Genomic DNA, 25,266 nt, shown 5'->3' with positions numbered 1-25,266 from the left:
TTATTCTGTAGTGACTTTTCATTATTCTGCTTCTGCAACCAAAGTAAATCGTTCATTGATGTGCTGAGGCTGTTCGATTTCGTCCAGAACCGCGATCGCATAATCCGCATAGCTGATATAGCTGTTCCCTTTCGCATTCACCATCAGATTGTCTTTGCCTTTTTGATAAGAACCGGTTCTTTTGCCTGCTGGGTCAAAAAATGCAGACGGGCTGATGAAGGTCCATTTGATGCCGCTCGACTGTTGCAAATCCTGCAGGTTTTTCCCTTGGTTCGATGCGGTTGCCGCATACTCTTGCGGGAATTCCGACGTATCGATCAGACGAGTCGTCTTGGCTTCATCGACGAACAGGCTGCCGGCGCCGCCCACAACGATCAGTCTGGTGTCAGGCGCTCCTTGCAGGGCTTTAATCAATGCTCTTCCTGCATCTACATGCAGATGCTCTTGTCCTTGCGGTGCTCCAAAGGCGTTCACGACCACATCAAATCCTTTTACATCATCAGATGTAAGGGCAAATACATCTTTTTCGATAACGGATACGTTGCTGTCCTTCATTTTGGATGCGTCGCGCACAATCGCCGTCACTTCATGTCCTCTGTTTACAGCCTCTTGCACAATGAGGTTTCCCGCTTTTCCGCTTGCTCCGACAACTCCGATTTTCATAATTCCATTACCTCCATTTAAATGAGTTATATGTTATATATTTAGCAGTTTCCATCTATATCGCATTGCAAACCCTCAGGCACAGACGCGCTGTTTCCGATTTGTTGCGAGAGAACCTTCTCGAACATTTCTTTGCTGGCTACGCCTTGTACACGCTCGTCGCCGATTACAAAGGTAGGCACCCCCGTAATGCGGGCTTCTTCATATGCATGCTGGAGGGCCCGTTGTTGAGTTTCCTTATACGTTCCGGCTTGCAGCGCATCTCTGAATGCTTGCTCATCCAGCCCTAATTCGCCGGCAATCTTCGTTAACACTTCGATCTCGCCAATGTTTTGTTCTTCTTGGAAAAATGCTTTGAATACGCGGTTCATGTATTCGTTGCCTTTGCCCTGTTCCTTGGCGTAATGATATCCTTCGAACGCAACACCCGTATAAGGATGCGGCGATACCCGGGGCAATTTCATATCGACGCCCAGCTTATCGGCCGTTGGCGTAATATAAGATTTCCAGCCTTGCAATTTGGATGGATCATTCCAAGGGTCGAGCTTGGGCGCTGGACTTGGACGCAGCTCGAATGGCATCCACTCGACCTCCACGTCTTTTCCTTTTATGGCTTCCTCGAAGGGCGCTTTGGCCAGGAAACAGAACGGACAGACAAAATCAGAGTATACTTTGATCTGTAATGTCATGGTTCGTGTTCACCTCCTAATAGATTACATGTAACCGATATTGTTACAACTAGGTTTAAAAAATAGGATAAGCGGATGGGGGTCGCGCTTTCCTGCTGGCAATCATATTATTTCGTTTTGTTGTAATCATTATAGTTACAACTAAGTTGGTTTGTCAACTTAAATTTTGCGCACTGCTCCGGCGAGAACGGCAAGGCACTCGAAGTCGTGAATGCCATCACGAAAATGACATGTTGAGGCAACCGTAAACGAGATGATTTATGATATGCTAGGGCGAGGATGTTAGTTAATGTGAAGAAAAAGTGGGTGCATGCGAAGAGATGGAGTTATCGAATGTGATGTCTTACCTGACGGAGGACAATTTACTGGAATTGCTGGAGAAGTATCGCTCCTTCGGACCGTTTCCCGGCATTTTATTAACGTTTATGAAATCATTCGTCCCTCCGCTGCCAACGCTTGTCATCGTCGGCGTAAACGCGGCCGTGTACGGAATGTGGCTCGGATTCTTATACTCTTGGATCGGGTTGGTAAGCGGTTGCTTGGTGACGTTCCTCATCGTCCGCAAAATTGCCGGCCATCCATATTTGGAACGCTGGGCACAGAAGCCGAAGGTGAAAAAAGGCATGCTCTGGGTCCGCCGCAATGCGTTCAGCTATGTGTTTTTGCTCAGCATTTTTCCGGTCGGCCCATTCGTTATTATCAATATGGTTGCGGGAATGGCCCGCATGCCGCTGCGGTCCTTCCTGATCGCCGTCGCTGGCGGCAAGGCGCTGATGGTGCTCTCGGTCTCCTATATCGGACACAATATATCGAGCATCATACAAGATCCGGTGCAAATCTTATATGTCATCTTGTTTCTCGCCGTGTCGTTCTGGATTAGCAAAAAACTCGAGGCCCGCTTTACTAGGGAGACGCCGGATGAGGAGCATCTGAACGGGCATGGATTCGATCGGAAAGATTCGACGGGCTCATGAGAGCCGAACGTGTGCTTAAGTCGTAGACTAAACCCATGGGTCTCGGTTACACTATAGGCATAAATAGGAGGGCGCAGGCTCTCCTTTTTGTTAATGAACGCTGCGGACTCGTCCGAATACATATAGCCCCACTACAAGCCATTCACAGGAGAGACAGGGAATGAGCGCACAAACGAACGAAAGCTACGAGGTTACCCAAATATGCTTGCTGGCGGGCAAAATCATGCTGCAAAGCGGTGGAGAGACATATCGTGTCGAGGATACGATGATGCGCATCGCCGCTTCCTACGGATATGAGAACTGCCACAGCTTCGTGACGCCGACAGGCATTATATTCGCTATCGACGGATCGGCTCCGACGACGAGACTGTTCCGCATTTCCGAGCGCTCCACCGACCTGGAGAAAGTCACGCTCGTCAATGATATTTCGAGGAAGATCAGCGGCGGCGCTCTCTCTGGCGCAGAAGCTTACCGGGCGCTGCAAAAGATAGAAAAGGCGAATCTGGCTTATCCCATCTGGATCCAGATTGCTGCCGCTTCCGTGTCGAGCGGATGCTTCGCCATCATGTTCCGGGGCGGCTGGCCGGAATTCATTCCCGCGCTGCTGGCGGGCGGTATTGGATTCTCGCTCCTGCTCTATGTCCACCGTCTGGTCCGCATCAAGTTTTTTGCCGAGTTTTTGGCATCGGTGGCGATCGGAGCGGTATCATACTTATGTGTCAAGAACGGGCTGGGTCGGGATTTGGACAAAATCATCATCGGATCCGTCATGCCGCTCGTGCCCGGACTGCTCATCACCAATGCAGTGCGGGATCTGATGGCGGGTCATCTCGTGTCCGGGATTTCGAAGGGCGCGGAAGCGTTGCTGACTGCATTTGCGATCGGAGCGGGCGTGGCCTGCGTCATTTCTTTCAGCTAGAACAGGAGGGGGAAGTCTATGCTCATTGAGCAGCTTATCACCAGCTTCATCGCTTCCGCCGCCTTCGGCATCATTTTCAACGTTCCGAAAAAAACGTTGATAAAGTGCGGATCCGTCGGGATGACCGGGTGGGTCGTCTATTTATCATTCATTCTGAATGACGTTGACCCGATTCCGGCAAGCTTGGTTGCTTCGTTCGCGGTGGCAATGATCAGCCACCTGTTCGCCAAGATTTACAGAACGCCGATTATCGTGTTTAACGTGTCCGGCATTATCCCGCTTGTGCCGGGCGGCATGGCGTATGATGCGATGCGGAACATGGTTGAAAATGAATACGCGATCGCGATCCCGCTTGCCTTCAAGGCATCCATGATATCGGGCGCCATTGCGATCGGGCTTGTGTTCTCGGAGGTCGTCTATCAATTGCTGCGAAGACGGGCGGCATGATGGGCGGCGAACAGGTGATTTTCATGCTTCATGAGGTGATGAAGCTTCCGCCATTGACATGCATCGTCTCGCCCGTCACGTAGCGGGAATCGTCGCTGGCGAGATATACGTAAGCCGGAGCGAGCTCAAATGGCTGGCCGGCCCGATGCATCGGCGTATCCGTGCCGAAGGTGGCCACGCGCTCGGCGGAGTAGCTGGACGGAATGAGCGGCGTCCAGGTTGGTCCCGGAGCAACCGCATTGACCCGTATGCCTTGATCGACCACGGATAGCGCCAACGAGCGGGTGAACGAGACGACAGCTCCTTTGGTGCTGGAGTAGTCGATCAATGTCTTCTCTCCGCGGTAGGCGGTAACCGAGGCCGTGTTGATAATCGAGCTCCCCGGACGCAGGCAAGGCAGTGCGGCTTGCGTGACGAAGAAGAAGGAGAAGATGTTGGTGCGGAACGTCTGCTCCAGCTGCTGCTCCGTAATGTCCAGCAAGCTATGCTGCGGATATTGGACGCCGATGTTGTTGACCAGCACATCAAGCTTGCCGAAGCGGCGCAGCGTCTGTTCGACGATGGCGGCGCAGGCTGCCTTGGTGCGCAGATCGGCACGAAGCGGCAAGCATCGTCTGCCCAATTGCTCGATGCGCGTTCGCGTTTCCAACGCATCCTGTTCTTCATATAAATAGGCGAACGCCACATCCGCCCCCTCCTTGGCGAACGCCACCGCCGTTGCGCGGCCGATGCCGCTGTCTCCTCCTGTGATGAGAGCCACGCGGTCCTGCAGCTTGCAACTGCCGGCATATGCAGGATTGTCATATATCGGCCTTGGGGACATGACATATTCCAACCCTGGCTGCTGGTCTTGATGCTGCGGCGGGAAGGAAAGCGGTTTCTCCTCGCATTTCATCTCCTTCCCGTAATAGGGATACATCGGATATGGATTCATTTCGTAACCTCCAACTCATGATATTCGCCTAAAATACCGTATTCGGGAAGAGCCCGACGTGCTACAGTTACTGTGTTTGCGCCGTGTTGATTAAAACACGCGGTTTTGCTACAATGCACACAGAGTATGTGACCAGAGGGAAGTGACCAGCATTGAAAAAAGAAAAATACACCTGTCATCTCCACTCTAAATCGTTTGGATTGGCACTACAGGCGTTAACGGTAATATCCCAATGTCCGAATCGGTGTCCCAGCGGGGACATCGCCGAGCATCTTCAATCGGAAGCGACCTTGATTCGGCGAATTCTCGCTAAGCTGGCTCAAGAGAATATATTGGAGACTCGAGAAGGGCGCGACGGCGGATACCGGCTGAAGAGAGCGCCGGAGCTTATTACATGCGCCGACATCCTTATGGCTCTCCAGAAGGACGAATCGTTCCATACCAGCTTGCTCGAATCGACGGGTGACCATCCGTTTGGCCTTTGCATGAAAGCCGCATTTTCCGAAATGATGGCGGAGTTGGATCAAAGCGTGCTTGCCGTGCTGCAGAAGTACACCATTGCCGACCTGGCGGATCATTCCTTAGTTTAGGAAGTGATGATTGACAACGGTCGGGATGAGGATTATACTGTGCATATCGTTTCACAGTTAAGCGGCGCTAACTGTGAACATTCGCGCATAGTAATGTCATATATGGTGTGTTAAGCTAACAAGAAAAGCTATTTTTTTATTGCTAACTGTGTAATATTTAGCACAGTATCATGTTTGCAATTTTTATACTTCAATTCACACAATAACGGAGGTTGGATGGGATGGAGACAAAAGTAGAACAAGCGCAAGATTTTTTTAAGGTGCTGCGTGATCGGCATTCGGTGCGTCATTATGACCCAACCGTAACCATATCGCAGGCGGATCTGCAAGACATGCTGAAGGAAGCCACGCTTGCTCCCTCCAGCGCGAATCTTCAGCCTTGGCGGTTCCTTGTCATTACCGACCAAGCATTGAAGGAGAAGCTGCTTCCAATCGCCAATCATCAACAGCAGGTTGTCGATGCGTCAGCCGTCATCGCCATATTGGGGGATCTGGAGGGCTACAAGCAGGCGGAGCGCATCTATGAACAAGCGGTTGCATCAGGCTACATGGATGAAGAATTGAAACAATCGTTCATAACCCGAATTACAAATGGCTATGCAAGCATGAGTGCGGAGAAGATTAAAAATATTGTACTCATCGATGGCGGATTAATTGCGATGCAATTGATGCTAATTGCCAAAGCTAAGGGATATGATACCGTGCCAATGGGCGGATTTCATCCAGAGCAGTTCAAGGAGGCTTTCGGAATCTCGGAGCGTTATATCCCCGTGATGTTATTGCCTGTAGGCAAAGCCTCCGAACCGGCGCATTCCTCGCCGAGATTGGCCGTGAATGACGTGACGTTCTGGAATAAGATGACCGAAGGGGAGTGAGGTATGATTCAACTTAGCATATTGGACCAATCGCCGATACCTGAAGGCAGCACGGCGGCCGATACACTGGGCGAGACGGCCCGGCTCGCGCAAGAAGCGGAACGGCTGGGCTACCACCGCTTTTGGGTCTCGGAGCACCATTTTGCTTCTAACCTCGCAGGTTCAAGCCCGGAGGTGCTGATATCGCATTTGGCGGCCGTAACCGCCCGTATTCGTGTCGGTTCAGGCGGAGTCATGCTGCCCCATTACAGTGCTTATAAAGTCGCGGAGAACTTCCGTCTGCTCGAAGCCTTGTATCCGAACCGGATTGATGTGGGACTGGGGAGGGCACCCGGCGGCATGCCGCTGGCGACCCGAGCTTTGATGGATGGGCGGGCGTCGGTCGATCGCTATCCGGAGCAGGTAACCGATCTGATGCACTATTTGCATGATACGCTGCCTGATAATCACCGTCATAGTGGACTCCAGGCCACGCCAATCATTTCGACGGCTCCGGAAATGTGGCTGCTCGGGTCGAGCGGCGAAAGTGCCAGAATCGCAGCCCAACTGGGTACGGCATTCGCGTATGCCCATTTCATTAACAGCTATGGGGGAGCGGAAGCGATGCGCTGGTATCAGCAGCATTTCCAGCCATCTGCGGCAGGGGAACGTCCGCACTCCATACTCGCCGTATTTGTTGTCTGCGCCGAAACCGATGAAGAAGCGGAGCGATTGGCTTCCAGTCTGGATCTGACCTTTCTGTTCCTGGAGCGGGGCATCCAGCGGCCGGGCGTTCCTTCCGTAGAGACGGCTGCCGCTTATCCTTACACGCCATTCGACTTGAGCCGCATTCAAGAAAATCGCAAGCGAATGGTTGTCGGGAGCCCTGAGCGGGTGAAGCAAGAGCTGCTCCGGTACAGCGAGCAATACAACACGGATGAGCTCATGATCGTAACCATTATGCACGATTTCGAAGCAAGACTGACCTCCTACCGTCTGTTGGCAGAAGCGTTTCAGCTGACACAATGAGATATACGTTCTGTTCCATTGCACCAAATCCAATTCAGCATGAGAAAAAGTGGAATCGGGCATATCCTTCAGCCCTGCTTTTCTTCTAGCTTCGGATGCGGAGGTAAGCCGAATAATGCAAAAAAAAGGCTATCCTGAAGTTATGGACTTCATGGATAGCCTTTCTAATGCACTAACTGTTTGTTCTCCTACAAGTAACCCCAGATCATCGTGAACAGCGTACCGAACACCGTTACTAGACCTACGAACAGCGCATACGCGATATTCGTGTAGTTCGAGGCCTTATTGGATTTGTCCTCGTCAATATGCATGAACAAAATCAACTGCACGCCTGCTTGAATCGCTGCACAGATGAGCAGGATCGTAAGGCCTGTTGCGAACGACATATCCCAGACAATGACGGCTAGCGCAACCAAGGAAAGGATGAGAGAAAAGACATATCCCATCACATGACGTATCGGGAATAGTTGTTTCATGTCACATCAATCCTTTCAAGTATACAAAGCTGAAGATAAAGATCCAGACAACGTCCAAGAAGTGCCAGTACAGCGAGAAGATGAACGATTTATTCGCCGTATCCCGCGTGAAGCCTTCACGCTTAATTTGAATCATCAGGCCTGATCCCCAGAGGAGACCGAGCGTTACGTGCGCACCGTGCGTGCCCAGCAGGACGAACAAGCTGGACAGGAATGCAGATGTCTGCAGCGTCGCGCCTTCATGCACATAAGTGACGAATTCATAGATCTCGATGCCCAGGAACCCGAGACCGAGCAGCAACGTAATGGCGAAGAAGATCAATGCCGGCTTCTTCAGGCTGAGACGCATGCTGTGGATCGCGAGACCGCAGGTGAAGCTGCTCGTCAGGAGCAGGAACGTTTCCAGCAGTACTGGTTTAATCTGAAATATTTCTTGAGCCGTCGGGCCGTTGCCCGAACGAGTCCATAGTGTTAAGTAGACGGCAAAGAGTGTAGAGAAGAGCACAATCTCCGCACCGAGGAACAACCAGAAGCCAAATATACGGTTGCTGTTCTCTTCCGTCTGGTATTCTAGCGGCAGCGTGTTATCGATCTTCATGCTTTATCACCCCGCAATTGTTGTTCCGTCTTGTTAATTTCCTTCACCGGTATATGGCGGCCATGATCGCGTTCGAAGGAACGCACGGCGAGCATAATCAGAATCGCAATGCCTGCTATGATAGCCGGAGTCCACCAACTGAATACCATGAAGAATCCGAAAAAGAAGAAAATAATGCCAAGCACGAACGGCTGTCCGTTATTGTTAGGCATATGAATCTCTTCGATCTTGTCTTCGAACAATGGCTGCTTGTTCTTCTTCCAGAACCAGAATGCATCCAGGCTTTTTACGTTAGGCGTAATGGCAAAGTTATATTCCGGAACCGGGCTGTGCGTTGCCCATTCAAGCGTACGCGCATCCCAAGGGTCGCTTGTCGTATCTCTTGGCTGGTAGCGGAAGCTCCAGTAAATATTGTATACGAGAATGGCGAATCCGATAGCCAGAGCAGCTGATCCTATCGTAGCGATTAGGTTCAGCGGTCCGAAGCCGGTGCTCTCGGAATACGTGTACATACGGCGCGTCATGCCTTTCAGTCCCAAGAAGAACAATGGCAAGAACGTCACGTTGAAGCTGATTGCGATAATCCAGAAGCTGATCTTGCCAAGCCGCTCGTTGAGCCGGAAGCCGAACAGTTTCGGGAACCAATAGTACATCCCGGCGATTACCGCGAAGACGGTACCCGGAATCAGCACATAGTGGAAGTGAGCGACCAGGAACATCGTATTATGATATTGATAGTCTGCGCTCGCCATCGCGAGCATAACGCCGGTTACGCCGCCAATCGTAAAGATCGGAATAAAGGCGAGCGAATACAGCATCGGTGTCGTAAACTCGATCCTGCCCTTCTGCAGGGTGAAGAGCCAGTTGAATATTTTAACCCCTGTCGGCACCGCGATTGCCATCGTAGTGACGGAGAAGAATCCGTTAACCATGGCGCCATGCCCCATCGTATAGAAATGGTGCGCCCATACGAGGAAGGACAAGAGTGAAATAGCTACCATACTGACGACCATCGATTTGTAGCCGTACAGATTTTTGCGTGAGAAGGTAGCGATAATTTCGCTGTAAATACCGAACGCCGGCAAAATAACGATATAGACCTCAGGGTGACCCCATACCCAGAACAGGTTGGCCCACAGCATATCCATACCGCCATTGGCCATCGTGAAGAACTGGGCGCCGAACATGCGGTCGAACATCATAAGCGCCAACGCTACCGTCAAGACAGGGAACGCGAATAAAATAATGACGCAGGTGATAAGTACAGACCATGTAAACATTGGCATACGCATCAACGTCATGCCAGGCGCGCGCATTTTCAGGATCGTCACGATAAAGTTGACGCCTGTCATAAGCGTACCGATCCCGGCTATTTGCAAGGCGATGGAGTAGTAGTTATTGCCCACGGTCGGGCTCAACTCGGTGCTTGCAAGCGGGAAGTAAGCGGTCCAGCCCGCATCGGGAGATCCCCCGATAACAAACGATATGTTGAACAGCATCGCGCCGGAGAAGAACAGCCAGAAGCTGACTGCGTTCAAGCGCGGGAATGCGACGTCGCGCGCCCCGATTTGGAGCGGAATGACGACGTTCATCAAGCCGATAATAAACGGCATTGCCATAAACAAAATCATAATGATGCCGTGAGTCGTAAATACTTCATTGTAGTGCTGCGCGTCCAAAAACTTCATGTCCGGGCCGGCAAGCTGCGTACGCATCATCAGCGCGTCGACTCCGCCGCGGAACAGCATGATCAGGGCGCTCAAAATATACATAATCCCGATCTTTTTATGATCGACGGTAGTTAGCCATTCACGCCACAGATAGCCCCATTTTTTGAAATAGGTCAAGCAAAAGAGGATGGCTATCGACACGAGGACGATACTGGCCATAGCGCCGTAAATCATCGGTTCGCCGGTAACGAAAAATTCGTCCCATTTCATACTGAAAGAACTCCTTTCTGGTTCGTTCTAGTTGCCATGCTGAGAATGATCGGCTTCCTGATTATCCTTCTCGTCGTGGCCCATGTTGGAATGGTCCATCGTCGAGTGGTCCATCTTGGAGTGATCCATCTCTGTATTCGTACCATCATTGGTATCGGCGTCGGAAGATCCATGGTTATGTCCCCCATGTTCGCCCTCTGGCGCCGGTCTGAATGCCAAGTGCGTAGAAGTGTATGTTTTACGTCCGACGTGATCGGTTTCGAGCAAGGTATTGAATTCTTGCTCGGTTAGTTCGGAAGCCGTCTGTTTCACTTCATCAAGCCATTTCGTATAACCTGCCGGCGGCATTGCCAACACTTCGAATTCCATATGGGCGAAGCCTTTACCCGAGAAGTTCGAGTTTTTACCCACAAACGATCCTTCGTGTTCAGCTACGAGACGGAGCTTCGTTACCATATCGCTCATCGCGTACTTCTGACCACCCAGCTGAGGCACCCAGAAGCTCGTAATCGGCCCGAAGGAATACAAGCGGAATTCTACTGGACGGTTCGTCGGAATGTTGACGTAGTTGACCGTCTCGATGCCTTCCTCCGGATAGCTGAAATGCCATTTCCAGTTCGAGGATGAGGCATAAATAACAAGCGGCTTATCGTTCTCATAACCTGCAGGCGTCGTCTCAACCGCATAGGTGCTGCGAACCGTCACCACGGACAGAATAATGACGATGATGACCGGAATTAAAGTCCATGTAATCTCCAGCCATTTGCTGCCCTCCATGTGCGGCGGCTCATAATCGGGTGCCGCTTTGGAGGCACGGTACTTCGTTAACATGTAAATATACAGGACGTAGACGACAAGCAATACCACAGCCATAACAATTATGGAAAAAATAATGACGTCAGACTGTGTCTTGGCCACTGGACCTTTCGGGTTCAGAACTGCTAGAGAGTTACACCCGGTCAAGAGGACAAGAAGAGCTGCAAACAAGCTTACTAACAACCCTTTCTTCTTCATAAGGTACCCCTTTCTCTCTAAGATGTGCTTTAGATGAGCTATGAAAATGACAAATGTCGTATAAACTTGATCACATCTATATTAGTGAGAAGTTATTTTATAAACAAAACATAAAGAGCACCATATTTGCCATGAATCCCCATAAATTTTAGATCCACCCGGGTGTTCCGTAACGTTTATCTCTCAATTAAGCTCATTTTCTCGCGAATTCTTTCATTTACGACGACTTTTCATTTTGTTCATAATTGGCGCCGCAAGCCTCTCACTTCGCAATATTGTAACAATTAAACCGCCTTCATGTGACTTTTTTCACTAAAAAAGGCCCTGGTTTAGGGTATGTGCGTTCGTATCACGACATGGCAATTATTTCATATTCGTGATGTTGGGCAGACGCGTATAATATAGGTTATAAATGTCGTGCCGGAAGGCGTTGAGGTGACCGGATTGGATTATATCTATGAGAGCATCCCGATGGATGCCAAGCTGAACATCAATCTCTTTCTGCACAATCCGAAGTACGTGCCCGATCATTGGCATGACAGCTTGGAGCTGCTCTTCGTGCTGAAGGGGAATGTTAGCGTATTCATACAGCGGAAGAAATACAGCCTCGGAGAAGAAGATCTGCTGCTCATCAACAGTAATGAAATTCATTCGATCGAATCGGAAGCGGACAATCTGCTGCTCGCGCTGCAAATTCCGATTTCGTTCATCCGGGATCATTTCGAAGATATCGATCAGGTGACGTTCCATTGCAAATCGTTCCTCTACGAGCCGGACGAACAGGAGAAATTCAATGAAATCCGGGCGCTGCTTGCCGAAATGATGTGGGTGTACAGCAAGGAGAGCTATGGATATGAGATGAAGATGAAGTCGCTATTGTTCGAGCTCGTCTACCTGCTGCTGCGGAAGTTCAAGGAGGGGGAGCGGGAGGACGGCGGAAGGCTCAGTCCGAAGCATATGGAGCGGATGCTGCGCATCGCGCACTACATTCAGGAAAATTACACGAAACCGTTGAATCTGAACGACCTGGCGGAGCAGGAGCACCTGTCCGTGCCGTACTTGTCCAGTTTTTTTCAAAAACATATGGGTCAGTCCTTCATCCGCTACGTCAATCGGATTCGGCTCAATCATGCTGTCAACGATATTGCCTTTACGGATTATTCGATTACGAAGATTGCGTTGGATCATGGCTTCCCGAACTTGAAATCGTTCCATAAAGTGTTCAAGGACGTATACAATACGACGCCCAATCAATACCGCAAGAATTTGCGGGAACAGACGGAGACCGAGCCTAAGCTGTCGGGCAACAAGGTGACCTATTTGGAATTCGACCGGGAAAACGGCTACGGAGCGCTGTTCAAATATTTGCCGGACCAAAGCAAGGGCCTCGGGCGCAAGTCGACGGACGTGGGGGTTGTAACGAAGGAAATTCGCGTGCAGTTCGACGGCAAGGGCAAACCGCTCAAGCCGTATTGGCGCACGTTGTGCACGATCGGCAAGGCGAAGGAAGGATTGTACCGGACCGTGCAGGAGCAGCTCCGCTCGATTCAGTCGGTGATTAAATTCGAATACATTCGATTCCACGGCATTTTTGATGACGAGATGATGGTCTATCGCGAGGATCGTGACGGACAGCCGGTATTCAATTTCTTCTACGTGGATCAGCTGTTCGATTTCTTGCAGGACATCGGGCTCAAGCCGTACATTGAATTTGGCTTCATGCCCTCGGATTTGGCGAGCGGAGATCAGTGTATCTTCTATAAGAAGAGCAATATTAGCAAGCCGAAAGATCTGGCCCGTTGGGTCGAGCTGGTGCGGCAATTCATGGCGCATTGCAGGCACCGCTATGGTCTGGAGGAAATGAGAACGTGGTACTACACTTGCTGGAACGAGCCCGATCTGCCGTTATTCTGGGAGGATTCGTTCGAAGATTATTGCGATCTGTACCTGCATACGTACCGCGTCGTGAAGGATATGTCCCCGGACTTCAGGTTCGGCGGGCCGGAGATGATATCGGACACGATATATAAGGAAGGCTGGCTGCAACGGTTCTGGTCCTTCTGCCGCAGCCGCGAGTGCCTTCCCGATTTCGCCTCCTTCCATAGCTATCCGGCCGGGTTCCACGATGACGAGAAGGGGGAGTTCATCTGGCTGCCGAACAGCAGAGCGAGCGATTACTTGTCGGACACGGTGGCGCAGTTGAAGAAGAACCTCCAACAGGAGCAGCTGCGGATCCCGGAAATTCATGTCACCGAGTGGAATGCAACCGGAAGCCATCGGGATTTAACGAACGATACTTGCTTCAAAGCAGCCTACATTGCCAAGAACATCGTAGAGAACCTTGATGAGGTTAGCAGCTTGGCGTACTGGACGATCACGGATCACTTGGAGGAGCTTCCGCTGCCGGAGCACACGTTCCACGGCGGCTTGGGTCTCATTACGAACAACGGGATTAAAAAGCCGGGATATTATGCCTACGAGCTGCTGAGCCAGTTGGGCGACCGGCTTCTGGATCGCGGGAGCGGATACTGCGTGACACAGGCAGGCGATCGATTCCAATTGCTGGCCTACCATTATTGCCATTATGACAAGCTGTATGAAGTGCGCGAATCGCTTGGCATCGACACGTATAACCGGTATCACGTGTTTCAGGACTTGAACGAACTGGAGATGAACTTTGTTTGCCAAGGCATTCCCGCCGGAAGATACGAGCTGCGCCAGATCGCGATTAGCCGTGAGCACGGCAGCGCCTATGACACTTGGCTTGATATGGGCGCGCCCGCATCGCTGACGCCTGACATGGCGGACTACTTGAACCGCAAGGCGGCGCCGCATCAGCAGTACAAGGTGATCGATATCGAGGGGGCGGCAACATTTAGCTGCAAGCTGACGCCGCACGAGGTGCGGCTGTTCGAGCTGCGGCCGTTGCGGCAGCCATAATCCAATCGCATAATTATGACAAAAAGGCACATTTCGATGTGTCTTTTTTTATGGTTTCAATGTAAGCGCTCTAAAAAGTGAGGGGACAACCTAAAAAAGTGACATTGTTTCTATTAACAAACGGAAAGTTGAACAGTCCGAAAGTCCCTATAATCATAAATGTAAGGGGTTACAACTTATGTGGGGTAAGGTTAACGAACGAACGCGATGCGATTACGGCAAGGACTATTGAAGGGGGTACGCCTCATGGGAAACCAGGTGTCATGGAAAGAGCGAATTAGTTACGGCCTCGGGGATACGGCATCCAACCTTGTATTCCAGATGATTACGATGTATTTGATGTTTTTCTATACCGATGTATACGGATTGAATGTGGCGGCAGTAGGCACCTTGTTCTTGGTGGCTCGGGTAATCGACGCCTTCGACAGTCCGATCATCGGGGTGCTGATCGACCGCACCAATACGAAGTGGGGCAAATCAAGACCATATTTCCTGTGGCTCGCCTTGCCGTTCGCCATCGTTGCCGTCCTGACGTTTATGACTCCGGATTTCGGCGGCACGGGCAAACTTGTATACGCTTACGTTACTTATATTTTGCTTGGCATATTGTATGCGGCGATTAACCTGCCGTTAACATCGCTTCTGCCGAGCATGACCAGCAATTCGCAGGAACGTACGGTCGTGAATTCAGTCCGTATGATTTTCGGTCAATTGGGCGGCTTGGTCGTCAGCATCGGCGCGCTGCCGCTGGTAGCGGCGTTCGGCAAGGGCAATCAGCAGCAAGGCTTCATGTGGACGATGATTTTGTTCGCAGCGATCGCCGTCGTGTTTTTCTTCACTACATTCGCGAACACGCGTGAACGGGTCCAGACAGCAGACGGAAATCAAGCCGTCCCGTTCAGACAGAGCGTCAAGGCGCTGAAAGGCAATGTGCCTTGGTGGCTGCTGCTCGTCATCAACGTATTCGTATGGGTTGCTATGACAGGCAAGGGCCAGTCCACTGTGTTTTTCCTGAAATATAACCTTGGCCGCGAGGATCTCGTTCCGCTCGTTAACGGCTTGAATGTGCTCATGCTCGTTGGTATTGCGTTGATGCCGCTGCTGACGAAGAGAATCGGCAAGCGCAATACGGCGCTGCTCGGCATGGTCCTCGGTGCCCTCGGTCAGCTCATTGCATACGGGGCGGCAGTTATGAGTTCTATTCCGGTTCTGCTGGGCGCCGTAATTATCGGTAATGTCGGCATCGGATTTGCAGCAGGCCTTTTGTTCGCCATGCTGGCGGATACCGTTGATTACGGTGAATGGAAATCCGGCGTCAGAGCCCAAGGGCTGCTGACGGCGGCCAGTTCCTTCGGCGTCAAGTTCGGCATGGGGATCGGCGGCGCATTGGCAGCGTGGGTTCTCGCAATTGGACAATACGTTCCGAACCAAGAGCAGGCTGCATCCGGTCTGGCAGCCATCCAATTCAACTTCGTATGGATGCCGTTCATCTGCTTCGTTATCTGTGCGGTGCTGTTCCTGTTCTACAAGTTGGACCATGTCGAGCAGCAGATGATTGGCGAATTGGAAGCGAAGCGTCAAGGCGGCGCAACGACGCTTCAAGCTTAACCGGGCTCAAAATGAACAACCTTGGCGGTGACAGAGCGGATCCGTGATAAGGACCTTACCGCCGCCAATTTCACTACACCTAAGGAGGAAGTGCAATATGATCGATTTGAAAGCGAAACCGTTTCATTTGAACGATGACGATATTCAATGGGTACAGGATACTTTGGCTGCGATGGACTTGGAGACGAAGGTGGGGCAATTGTTCTGCCCGATCGGTCTCAGCCAAGATAAGGACGAACTGAAAAACATGCTGGATACGCATAAAATCGGCGGGATTATGTACCGTCCCGGCGAAGGCGCAATGGTGCAGGAGACGCATCGTTTCTTGCAGGAGAATTCCAAGGTGCCGCTGCTCATCTCCGCTAACCTGGAAGCCGGCGGCAACGGCATTGCCTCGGAAGGCACCTTCTTCGGCAAGCAGCTCGAAGTAGCGGCTACCGATAATGAAGAGATGGGCTACCGCCTCGGCGCGGTGGCCAGCCGCGAAGGCGCGGCGGTAGGCTGCAACTGGGCATTCGCGCCCGTCATCGACATCGATATTAACTTCCGCAATCCGATTACGAACGTGCGGACGTACGGCTCCGATCCGGAGCGCGTGCTTCGGATGTCCCGCGGCTATACGAAGGCTTCGCAGGAGAACGGGGTGGCCGTCTCCATTAAGCACTTCCCGGGCGACGGCGTCGACGAGCGCGATCAGCATCTGCACATTACGATTAACTCGCTCCCGACGGAGGAGTGGGACCGGACGTTCGGATACGTGTACAAGGAGCTGATTGATGAAGGCGCCATGACGGTCATGATCGGCCACATTATGCAGCCGGCATATAGCCGTGCGCTCGTGCCGGGCATCAAGGACGAGGAGATTATGCCGGCGACGCTGGCTCCGGAGCTGCTGAACGGCCTCCTGCGCGGGAAGCTTGGCTTCAACGGCATGATCGTGACGGACGCGACGCCGATGGGCGGCTTCACGATGGCAGAAAAGCGCGAAATTGCGGTACCGAAGTCGATTGCTGCCGGCTGCGATATGTTCTTGTTCAACAAGAACATATCGGAAGACTACGAATTCATGATGAAGGGCATCGAGAACGGTATTCTGACGGTAGAACGCGTCGATGAGGCGGTAACCCGCATTTTGGCGCTCAAGGCAGCGCTTGGGCTGCACCGCAAGCAGCGGGAAGGCACGCTTGTGCCCGGTCCGGAAGCGCTTGAAGTATTGCAAGCGGAAGAGCACGTGGCTTGGGCGCGCGAATGCGCGGATGGAGCGGTCACGCTCGTGAAGGATACGCAGTCACTGCTCCCGATTAGCATCGAGAAGCACAAGCGCATTCTGTTCTACGTATTCGGCGATGAAGCGGGACATTTCGGCGGAGAAGGCACGTATAAGCGCTTTGTGGAAGTGCTGGAGCGCGAAGGGTTCGAGGTGGACATTTTCCAGAAGGAACATCTCGACTTCAGCATCATGTCCATGTCGGTCCAGGAAGTGACCGGGAAATACGATTTGGCGCTCTACTATGCGAACTTGGAGACGAAGAGCAACCAGACCGCCGTACGCGTCAACTTCGCGCCGCCGATGGGGGCGGATATGCCTTGGTTCATCCACGAGCTGCCGACGGCCTTCGTATCTGTCGCGAGCCCGTATCATCTCCAAGACGTGCCGCAGGTAAAAACGTTCATTAACGGTTATTCCTCCAACGAATATGTGCAGGATGCCATTATCGATAAAATGCTCGGCCGTTCTCCGTTCAAAGGCATCAACCCAATCGATCCGTTCTGCAACTGCTGGGAGTCGAAGCTATAATGGATGCGCTGGTGACGAAGGGATTCACGGCAGGCGCAGCGGCAACAACGGGCTTGGATGTGAGTGCGGTCATCTTTGACCTTGACGGCGTTATCGTGACGACCGATGAGTATCATTACCTGGCTTGGGCGAGAATGGCAGAGCAGGAGGGTATTCCGTTCAATCGTGAAGTCAATAATCGGCTGCGCGGCATAAGCCGGATGGAGAGCTTGGACATCATCGTGGAGCAGGCGGAACGGGCGTATACCGATGTGGAAAAGACCCAGTTGGCGGAGCAAAAGAATGGCTATTACCGGCAGTACTTGAACGGGCTGACGGAGCGGGATTTGCTGCCGGGCGTCATACGGACGCTGCATGAGCTTAAGCGGCGGGGCATCCAGATAGCAATCGGCTCCTCCAGCAAGAACACGCCGCTTATTTTGCGGCAGGTCGGCTTGGAGACGGCGTTCGATGCGGTGGCGGATGGCAACGAGATTGCGAACAGCAAGCCGCATCCAGAGGTATTTCTGCTGGCGGCCGAGAAGCTGGGCGCGAATCCGGCCTCCTGCCTTGTCGTCGAGGATGCGGAAGCCGGCATCGACGCTGCCCTGCGCGCCGGAATGCGGACAGCCGCCATCGGCGAAGCGTGCAGCTGCAGCAGGGCGCACCTGCGTTTGACAAAAATCGATGACGTATTGGAATATGTCGGCTCACGGTGACAGGGAAGAACGCCTCTGCGGCCTATTCTTTCTGGTAAGGTAGAGTATGGGGCTGTGCGGTATGATGAGAGGGCTGCCTTTTCGCGGAATGAAGCTGAATGAGTGAATGGATGATGCGTTCCGACGTATGACGGGATTGATTTTTGTGCTGGTACAGCCATGAATGCTGCGCTGGAGGCGGTTCTGCAGCAGCAGCATGCCTGATTCATCTGTGCAGGGGATGATTAATGCAAATTCGTCCCCTCCCCATCTGGCAATGTAACCACCCTCTGCTAACAGCGGATCTAGGAATGAAGACCGTTATCGGGCGGGGGATTGATATTCGAATGATACATAAAAAAGTTTCAAGAACCCCATTGACAAATAGAACATCATGAAATATATTGAGCTTGTTAGTTCTTGGTTACTAGGTTTTAAGGCTTAATGGTATTAATCTTATGTATGCCATTTTGATAATTGAATTACGGCACACTAATCGAAAGATTAGGTCGCAAAGCTTTGGAGTCTAATAGTCGCTCCGACTAATGATCGTCCGGCTGCATTTAACAATCATGTTAATGCAGCCGGGCTTTTTTATTTATGTGAGTCTCTCAGCGGAATTTTCGTTCCGCAGAGTTATATAAATAAGAATGAGGAGGCTAGTAGGAACAGGCAAAGGAGGATTTAAATGAAAAAATGAGGTGGATACATGAAACGTAAAGCAAGGTTGGCCGTTACGTGGTTGTGCATGTTGTCGGTGTTTTTCGGATTTATGCCCAATACCCTTCCAAGTGCAGCGGCAGCCGCAAACTCGGGGGATCTGATCTGGCCTAATCCTGGCGCGGTTAAGTTGACCAAGAGCGCTGAGCCTACCGGGACCAAGGGCGAATGGAAGATTACGCTGACAGCTGAAGGTAAAAATCTCAAAACCGGCGGCTCCGATGTCGTACTCGTCATTGACAAGTCCGGGAGTATGAACGATAAACAGCGGATGGCCAAAGCCAGAGATGCGGCGAATCGGTTTGTCGACAATTTGCTGGTGAAGGATTCTACGACACGAATTGCGGTTGTTACCTTCAACAAAAATTATCAAGAAGTGTCCGGGTTTAAAGGGATCGAGCAAAAGGATGCCTTAAAACAAGCGATTCAAGGGATTAGAGCAGACGGCGGGACGAATATCCAGGCAGGTCTTCTCCGTGCCCGCACGTTGCTCGAGAGCAGCAATGCTCAGAACAAGGTTGTTGTGCTGTTGAGTGATGGCGAACCTACATACAGCTATAAGGCTTCTACTGCAGCCAATCACACATGGCCCGGCGGGAAATATGACTTTATACTTTCAAATTTTAATTACAACACGATTCTAGGTTCGGGATCTAATTTCTCGTTGAAATACGGCAGCTGGTGGAATCAGTTCGATCAGTCTTATAAGGTAAATGGAAAAACGATTTTGGACAATGGGATTGGCACGATTTCCGAAGCCAAGAACATTATTGATTCCGGTGCTAACATCTACTCCATCGGTCTTGATGTCGGCAGTAACAGCAATGCCACCTATGTCCTGACCAACAGTCAGAATAAGGGGTACTATTCTTCCAACAGTTCAGAGCTCGAGAAAATCTTTGCCGAGCTGGCAAGCAAAATCGCTTTTGCGGCCGAGAACGCCCAAGTCACCGATCCGATGGGTGACATGTTCAATCTGAAGATGAAGGGCAGCTCTGTGAGCGAAGACGATTACAAGGCTTCACAAGGCACGGTGACGTGGAATCCGGCTACGGAGACATTTGCGTGGAATGTCGGCAATATCGTGGAAGGCACTCCGGCGACACTGACTTACACCGTGTTGATGGATCTGTCAAAGAATCCGGATCCGAGCAAGCTGTATCCGACGAACGGCAAGACGACGATGAACTATACGGACGCGAATAGCCAACGCACAGCGAAAGACTTCGAAGTGCCGGAAGTAAGCTTCGGCAAAGGCTCCATTCTCGTTAAAGGTTACAAGGTCAATGCCGAAGGGACTCCGGTTAATGCGGATGGGGAAGTCGTCGAAAGACCGGATTTGGCAGAAGAGCTTTACAGCAATTATTTCATGGTGGAAGGGAACAAAGCGCTGGATATAGGTCAGTCGTATTCGGTTCCTGCGCCGCCGATTGAAAGCTATTATTTGAAGGTCGGTTCTAATCCTACAACGGTTGATTTAACGCTGAGCAAGCCTTCACAAATTATTTGGTTCGGATTTACAGATGCTCCGAGCAAGCTGACCATCGTGCATCGGGCCGGAGATAAAGTGTTTGAAAGCAGCGAAGTGGATAAAGCGCCGGGGGAATCCGTAGACGTTGGAAGCAAGGCTTTCCCAGGGTATCATTTCACGGACGCCGTGGTCAGTGAAGGAAGCGGCTTGAACGTAAGCGATGGCCGTGTAACTGGTGTGATGCCTGGCAAGAATGCAAACATTACATTCAACTATGCCGCCAGTGAGCAAAGCGTCACCGTGAAGTACTATAAAGAAGGAACAACCGAAGAGGTACATCCTTCGAAAGTGGTCAAAGGCAAGACGGGAGATACCGTTGAGCTGATTGCGGAGACAGTAGCGGGATACAGCGTGGTGAAGCCAGACAAAGTGGACTACAAGTTCACGGCGGAAGGCAAGCAGGAGCATATCTTCTACTACAAAGGAAGCGCGCAAAAGCTGACGGTGAACTATCTGGAGGAAGGCACGGATAAAGTTCTGGCCCCAGCGAAGACGGTAGACGGAGTCACCGGTCAAACGGTTGAGCTGACAGCTGAGGAAGTAGCAGGCTACACGCCAGTGAAGGCCAAGGATAACTACACCTTCAAAGCGGAAGGCAATGTGTATACCTTCTACTACAAAGGTGCGGCACAAAAGCTGACGGTGAACTATCTGGAGGAAGGCACGGATAAAGTTCTAGCCCCGGCGAAGAGCATAGATGGAGTCACGGGTCAAACGGTTGAGCTGAAAGCCGAGGAAGTACCGGGCTACACACCAGTGAAGGCCAAGGATAACTACACCTTCAAGGCCGAAGGCAATGTGTACACCTTCTACTACGCGCCTAAAGGGCAGGTCCTGACCGTCCAGTATTTTGAAAAAGATACGGATAGAGAACTGGCCGAGCCAACTATGCAAGAAGGCTATACAGGCAAGCAAATCACGCTGAAGGCTGTACCGGTGGCCGGGTATACTCCGGAAAAGGCAGAGGTCGAATACACCTTCAAAGCGGAAGACAATGTATACACCTTCTACTACAAGAAAGATGCTCCAACGGATGAACAACGCACCGTGACAGTGAATTATGTGGAGCGTGCGACAAATGCGGTGTTGCAAGAGTCCACGTCACATACCGGAAAAGTTGGAGAGAGCATCAAGTTAACAGCAACCGATATTACGGTATCTGATGCCGTATACGCTCCTGAAAGCTATAGCATTGATTACACTATCACAAATGCAGACGTACAGGAGTACACTTTCTTCTACAACAAAGTAAATCAAGGTGAAGATTATACGGTAACTGTTCAATATATGGAGCAGGATACAAATGCAGTCTTGCAAGAACCGACCCTCTATACAGGCAAGGTTGGAGATATTCTCTGGTTGACCGCCGATCAGATTACAGTGTCTGATGCGGTGTACACGCCATTGAACTTTAATCATGAATATGTAATTATCGCGAATCCGGATCAAGAGTACACCTTCTTCTATACCAAGGGTGGCGCTGATGATGTGCAACTGCTCACTATCATGCACTTGGATAAGGAAACACGCCACCCTGTTAAGGACTCGACAAGCGTTAAAGGCAGAACGGGAGAACACATTAATGTAAGACCGACACCGATTACCGTTACTGGGGCGGTATATACGCCTGAACAGTCCATTTACCCTTATACCTTTACGAGTGAACCGAATCAGGTACTGGAGATTCATTACACCAAGGATGCATCTAATGTAGACCAACACGTCACCGTGAAGTATTTGGAGCAAGGCACAGGCCAGCAGCTGGCCGCGCCGACGACGAAGAGCGGCAAAGCTGGCGAGAAGGTAACTCTTTCGGCTGTATCGGTATCCGGGTACATACCTGTCAAGGCAAGTGACACGTATACCTTTACGACTGGCGAAGGGCAGGAGTATGTTTTCTACTACACGAAAAATACGACCAATCCTGAACCGGGGAATCCTGGAACGGGAAGCCCGGGCGGCTCGACGACAACAATAACGACCAACCCGAGCAACCCAGCCAACCCGTTGCCTCCGGTACCGCCATTGCCGCCAGTTCCACCGAAGCTGGAAACGGATAATCACTACAATTACATTAACGGCTATCCGGACGGAACGATTAAGCCGGAGAACCTTATCAGCCGCGAGGAAGTTGCTGTTATCTTCTACCGGCTGATGAAGGATGAGACCCGCAGCAACTACATGAAAGGCAGCAATTCCTATGGGGATGTCGACAGCAAGCGCTGGTCGAACAAACATATCTCCACGATGGAAAATGCGGGCATTATCACGGGGTATCCAGACGGAAACTTCAAGCCGGAACGTTCCATTACGAGAGCGGAATTTGCCGCCATCGCATCACGCTTCGACAAGCTGGATGAGCAGAAGAACGATATGTTTACCGACATTAGCGGACATTGGGCAGAAAAATATATCGTATCAGCAGCTAACAAAGGCTGGATTAAGGGCTATCCAGACGGAACGTTCAAGCCGAACCAGTACATTTCCCGTGCGGAAGCCATGTCCTTCATCAATAGCGTGTTGAACCGGAAGGTGAAGGCAGACGGCATTCACAAGGATGCAAAGCAGTGGCCGGACAACACGCCGACCAAGTGGTACTACACGGACGTGCTGGAAGCTACGAATCACCATGAGTATCAGAGAAATGCGGATGAAACCGAAATCTGGGATCAAGTGAATCCGGATCGGGTTTACCCTTAAGACCTGAAGGATATCACCGCTATGCAATAAGAAAGCTCCTCTTCTGGCGTGACCAGAGAGGAGCTTTTCTCATGTATCTGTATTATCTGGCAAACAGCTTGTCCAAAAATTCATATGTGAGGGGCATGCTGTTCTTCAGATCATTGCGTGTGTTCTCGCTATATACATACAAGCTGGCGGTTTCCGCAAAGTACTCTGTCGGCTGAACCGAGACATAGCCATCTCCGCTATATTTCACATTAGCCTCGGCATTAAATATGTTTTTGAACTCCTCTGTGCTGCTGACTTCGTTAAATACGAACCGGTCTACCGCATGCATCGTTTCGTGGATTTCCAGATTCAACGAATTATGGCCTTTGCCTGTGTTGCTGTAACCAATTCTGGCGACGACGACTCTCTCGCTTACCCCTGGAACATCATCCCACGTTTTTCCGGTGCCTTCCCAGCCTCGTGGCGTCACGCCTTTTAAATAATTCAATTCAGGCTCATTCGTAATCATATCGTTCGTTAATTTAATTTTGACGCCTTTGTCGAACAGTGTGTTCAAGATGTTGGCAGGAATCTTTTCTAGCCGTTGCTTCATAGCGGCTGCTTCATTGACGTTATAGTCGCCGCTTGGCAGAACGACCAATTTATCAATAGTGTTGTCTGCTGCATGAACCGTGTATGCAGGCAAGGCAAATATTAGAGTTAAAAAGGCCAGGAAGACGAGTAAACGTTTGTCCCACTTCATGACAAATCTCTCCTATCGAAGCCCGTCTTGAAACAGAAAACCCTTCTTATCGATATAAGAAGGGCATGATCCATGCAACAAGACGTTACACTTCATTATTGGTAACTGGCTGGCTTTGCGAATATCGCTGAAGCCCCTGTAGCTTTGCGTCCCCACCTTTCAGTGGGTTTGCCCTTATCAATACGGAGTTGACATATGCAGTTGTAAAATTATAAATGAAAGAGCCCTTCTTACCGAAATAAGAAGGGCTTCATAACGTCGCAAAGAAACGTTAAGCTTCTATATCGGTAACTGGCTGGCTTAGCGAAAAACTTCGCCGTAGCCCCTGTAGCTTTGCGTCGCCATCTTTCGATGGGTTTGCCTTTATCAATAAAGATAGTATGTAATTGGAAAATGAATCTAGTTATCTGCCTATCTTTAGATTAAAGCTGATAGATTCGAAAGTCAAGAGAATAACGTGTCGTTGCAGCCGGCCTCAGTCGCTTGGACTAGTTATCGTTTCCCTCGCGATTTTACCGCCAAGGACACGCACGTTATACACAGCATCCGTCATGTCTTTCATGGAAACCGCAATTTCAATGTCATATCCGCGGGAGTCTAAGCTTTCTACCCTCATATTCCCTTTGTCGATCTCGATCGTGTTCAAATGGATTTGACCAACGGTTACGAGTTTGGCTCCCCCAGCGCTCATATAGAGCGTGCCGTTTTGCTTGCTGACCCAGAACATGGTTCCGTTTGGATGGACGGCATGAAGATATTTCGATTGATTATTGATGTTGACCGTCTTCGTATACGTATCCCATGTAACCGGAGTTGAGAAGGCAGAGGCGAAAAATTGCAGAGGAACATAGGTCGAACTGCCTCTAATAACCGGAGGAACATTCATTGTGACCGATTTCCCGTCAACGAGAGCCTGGATACTGTAGGGGTCCACCGTTACAACATGGTTGATTCCAATTACAGTAATTACTTTATGTGTGTCATCCCAGTCCGTTTTGAAATCCAGCAGTTGAGCCAGATCGCGCAGCGGTACGAAAACTCTGCCCGATTTGAGGAAGGGCGGATTGCTTAATTTTATTTCCACACCATCCTGCAAGATTTTAATGTCGGGACCGGGATTATCCTTCTGCACTTGTGCTTCCACGGGTTTGAAGGAAAAGGCAACGAATATGACTATGAACAGTGCTACAGCACCGACGAGCGACAGCAGCAGGATGACGATATCCCTTCGTCTGCATCTGGCATCAGGAACCATTGGATAAATCCCCCTTATCTATTTCTCTATATAATAGACGCTTCAAATATAGAAATAGTTCCAAATCAATTCCAATATGAGACATTGTTGGCGGAGAGCGTCCCTCTGCACTCCGCATATACAATCATGCGTTGAATATTTCCATAGGAAGCGGGGCAAAAAGAAAGGTATCTGAAC

The 25,266-nt window shown here is 50.8% G+C and carries 21 protein-coding genes and 3 riboswitches; of the genes, 11 read left to right on the top strand and 10 right to left on the bottom strand.

The window, feature by feature from the left end:
* Nucleotides 1-21: 21 nt before the first annotated feature.
* Entirely contained in the window at nucleotides 22-663 is a 642-nt protein-coding gene (locus JSQ80_RS10195) for an NAD(P)-dependent oxidoreductase (RefSeq protein ID WP_206095234.1), read from the bottom strand.
* 41 nt (nucleotides 664-704) lie between these two features.
* A complete protein-coding gene (locus tag JSQ80_RS10190) occupies nucleotides 705-1,352 on the bottom strand; it encodes a DsbA family oxidoreductase (protein ID WP_087434748.1) in 648 nt (215 codons plus the stop codon).
* Between the two features lie 320 nt (nucleotides 1,353-1,672).
* Between JSQ80_RS10190 and JSQ80_RS10185 the strand changes: the two genes are divergently transcribed.
* From JSQ80_RS10185 to JSQ80_RS10175, 3 genes are all read left to right on the top strand, one after another.
* Nucleotides 1,673-2,326, top strand: coding sequence for a TVP38/TMEM64 family protein (locus tag JSQ80_RS10185; protein WP_176392890.1), 654 nt, complete (start codon nucleotides 1,673-1,675; stop codon nucleotides 2,324-2,326).
* Nucleotides 2,327-2,486: 160 nt separating this feature from the next.
* Nucleotides 2,487-3,245, top strand: a complete 759-nt coding sequence (locus tag JSQ80_RS10180; protein WP_206095233.1) for a threonine/serine exporter family protein — start codon at nucleotides 2,487-2,489, stop codon at nucleotides 3,243-3,245.
* 18 nt (nucleotides 3,246-3,263) lie between these two features.
* Nucleotides 3,264-3,692, top strand: a complete 429-nt coding sequence (locus tag JSQ80_RS10175; RefSeq protein WP_087434746.1) for a threonine/serine exporter family protein — start codon at nucleotides 3,264-3,266, stop codon at nucleotides 3,690-3,692.
* Nucleotides 3,693-3,720: 28 nt separating this feature from the next.
* On the opposite strand, the gene JSQ80_RS10170 is transcribed toward JSQ80_RS10175, so the two are convergent.
* Entirely contained in the window at nucleotides 3,721-4,626 is a 906-nt protein-coding gene (locus tag JSQ80_RS10170; protein WP_206095232.1) for an SDR family oxidoreductase, read from the bottom strand.
* Nucleotides 4,627-4,778: 152 nt separating this feature from the next.
* On the opposite strand from JSQ80_RS10170, the gene JSQ80_RS10165 reads away from it, so the two are divergent.
* From JSQ80_RS10165 to JSQ80_RS10155, 3 genes are all read left to right on the top strand, one after another.
* Entirely contained in the window at nucleotides 4,779-5,216 is a 438-nt protein-coding gene (locus JSQ80_RS10165; protein WP_206095231.1) for an RrF2 family transcriptional regulator, read from the top strand.
* Nucleotides 5,217-5,437: 221 nt separating this feature from the next.
* A complete protein-coding gene (locus JSQ80_RS10160) occupies nucleotides 5,438-6,091 on the top strand; it encodes a nitroreductase family protein (protein WP_206095230.1) in 654 nt (217 codons plus the stop codon).
* A gap of 3 nt (nucleotides 6,092-6,094) precedes the next feature.
* Nucleotides 6,095-7,099: an LLM class flavin-dependent oxidoreductase gene (locus tag JSQ80_RS10155; protein WP_206095229.1), complete on the top strand. Its 1,005-nt coding sequence runs from the start codon at nucleotides 6,095-6,097 to the stop codon at nucleotides 7,097-7,099.
* A 188-nt stretch (nucleotides 7,100-7,287) separates the two neighbouring features.
* Here JSQ80_RS10155 and qoxD read toward each other — a convergent pair whose 3' ends face one another.
* Genes qoxD through qoxA form a run of 4 tightly spaced genes read right to left on the bottom strand, consistent with a single transcriptional unit; the run spans nucleotide 7,288 to nucleotide 11,127 of the window.
* The gene (qoxD, locus tag JSQ80_RS10150) at nucleotides 7,288-7,575 is read right to left on the bottom strand and encodes a cytochrome aa3 quinol oxidase subunit IV (protein WP_087434741.1); all 288 of its coding nucleotides are present in this window, start codon (nucleotides 7,573-7,575) and stop codon (nucleotides 7,288-7,290) included.
* A 1-nt stretch (nucleotide 7,576) separates the two neighbouring features.
* Nucleotides 7,577-8,173 (bottom strand): cytochrome aa3 quinol oxidase subunit III, encoded by a 597-nt coding sequence (qoxC, locus tag JSQ80_RS10145; protein WP_087434740.1) that lies wholly within the window; start codon nucleotides 8,171-8,173, stop codon nucleotides 7,577-7,579.
* Nucleotides 8,170-10,113, bottom strand: a complete 1,944-nt coding sequence (qoxB, locus tag JSQ80_RS10140; RefSeq protein WP_087434739.1) for a cytochrome aa3 quinol oxidase subunit I — start codon at nucleotides 10,111-10,113, stop codon at nucleotides 8,170-8,172. The genes qoxC and qoxB overlap by 4 nt, the downstream gene beginning before the upstream one ends.
* 27 nt (nucleotides 10,114-10,140) lie before the next feature.
* Complete coding sequence (qoxA, locus tag JSQ80_RS10135) at nucleotides 10,141-11,127, bottom strand: cytochrome aa3 quinol oxidase subunit II (RefSeq protein WP_087434738.1); 987 nt, start codon at nucleotides 11,125-11,127, stop codon at nucleotides 10,141-10,143.
* 417 nt (nucleotides 11,128-11,544) lie between these two features.
* Between qoxA and JSQ80_RS10130 the strand changes: the two genes are divergently transcribed.
* From JSQ80_RS10130 to pgmB, 4 genes are all read left to right on the top strand, one after another.
* Nucleotides 11,545-14,067, top strand: coding sequence for a GH39 family glycosyl hydrolase (locus JSQ80_RS10130; protein ID WP_336245722.1), 2,523 nt, complete (start codon nucleotides 11,545-11,547; stop codon nucleotides 14,065-14,067).
* A gap of 246 nt (nucleotides 14,068-14,313) precedes the next feature.
* Complete coding sequence (locus JSQ80_RS10125; protein WP_206095228.1) at nucleotides 14,314-15,675, top strand: glycoside-pentoside-hexuronide (GPH):cation symporter; 1,362 nt, start codon at nucleotides 14,314-14,316, stop codon at nucleotides 15,673-15,675.
* 97 nt (nucleotides 15,676-15,772) lie between these two features.
* Nucleotides 15,773-17,473, top strand: coding sequence for a glycoside hydrolase family 3 protein (locus JSQ80_RS10120; protein ID WP_206095227.1), 1,701 nt, complete (start codon nucleotides 15,773-15,775; stop codon nucleotides 17,471-17,473).
* Nucleotides 17,474-17,526: 53 nt separating this feature from the next.
* The gene (gene pgmB / locus JSQ80_RS10115) at nucleotides 17,527-18,171 is read left to right on the top strand and encodes a beta-phosphoglucomutase (protein WP_206097543.1); all 645 of its coding nucleotides are present in this window, start codon (nucleotides 17,527-17,529) and stop codon (nucleotides 18,169-18,171) included.
* Here the strand turns inward: pgmB and JSQ80_RS29970 are convergent.
* Entirely contained in the window at nucleotides 18,163-18,450 is a 288-nt protein-coding gene (locus JSQ80_RS29970; protein WP_206097542.1) for a nucleotidyl cyclase domain-containing protein, read from the bottom strand. The genes pgmB and JSQ80_RS29970 overlap by 9 nt on opposite strands.
* Nucleotides 18,451-18,626: 176 nt before the next feature.
* Nucleotides 18,627-18,715: riboswitch (cyclic di-GMP riboswitch) on the top strand.
* 144 nt (nucleotides 18,716-18,859) lie between these two features.
* Between JSQ80_RS29970 and JSQ80_RS10105 the strand changes: the two genes are divergently transcribed.
* Nucleotides 18,860-23,101 (top strand): S-layer homology domain-containing protein, encoded by a 4,242-nt coding sequence (locus JSQ80_RS10105; RefSeq protein ID WP_206095226.1) that lies wholly within the window; start codon nucleotides 18,860-18,862, stop codon nucleotides 23,099-23,101.
* An 82-nt stretch (nucleotides 23,102-23,183) separates the two neighbouring features.
* On the opposite strand, the gene JSQ80_RS10100 is transcribed toward JSQ80_RS10105, so the two are convergent.
* Both JSQ80_RS10100 and JSQ80_RS10095 read right to left on the bottom strand, forming a co-directional pair.
* A complete protein-coding gene (locus JSQ80_RS10100; RefSeq protein WP_206095225.1) occupies nucleotides 23,184-23,834 on the bottom strand; it encodes an anthrax toxin lethal factor-related metalloendopeptidase in 651 nt (216 codons plus the stop codon).
* Between the two features lie 97 nt (nucleotides 23,835-23,931).
* A riboswitch (cyclic di-GMP riboswitch) is annotated at nucleotides 23,932-24,017 on the bottom strand.
* A gap of 100 nt (nucleotides 24,018-24,117) precedes the next feature.
* A riboswitch (cyclic di-GMP riboswitch) is annotated at nucleotides 24,118-24,206 on the bottom strand.
* Between the two features lie 103 nt (nucleotides 24,207-24,309).
* On the bottom strand, nucleotides 24,310-25,089 hold the full coding sequence (locus tag JSQ80_RS10095) for a copper amine oxidase N-terminal domain-containing protein (RefSeq protein ID WP_206095224.1): 780 nt from the start codon (nucleotides 25,087-25,089) through the stop codon (nucleotides 24,310-24,312).
* Nucleotides 25,090-25,266: the final 177 nt, after the last annotated feature.

The sequence above is a fragment of the Paenibacillus apiarius genome (assembly GCF_017052585.1).
Taxonomy (GTDB): domain Bacteria; phylum Bacillota; class Bacilli; order Paenibacillales; family Paenibacillaceae; genus Paenibacillus_B; species Paenibacillus_B apiarius.
Note: the sequence above shows the minus strand (reverse complement) of the source record. Positions and strands in the feature narration are given on the sequence as shown.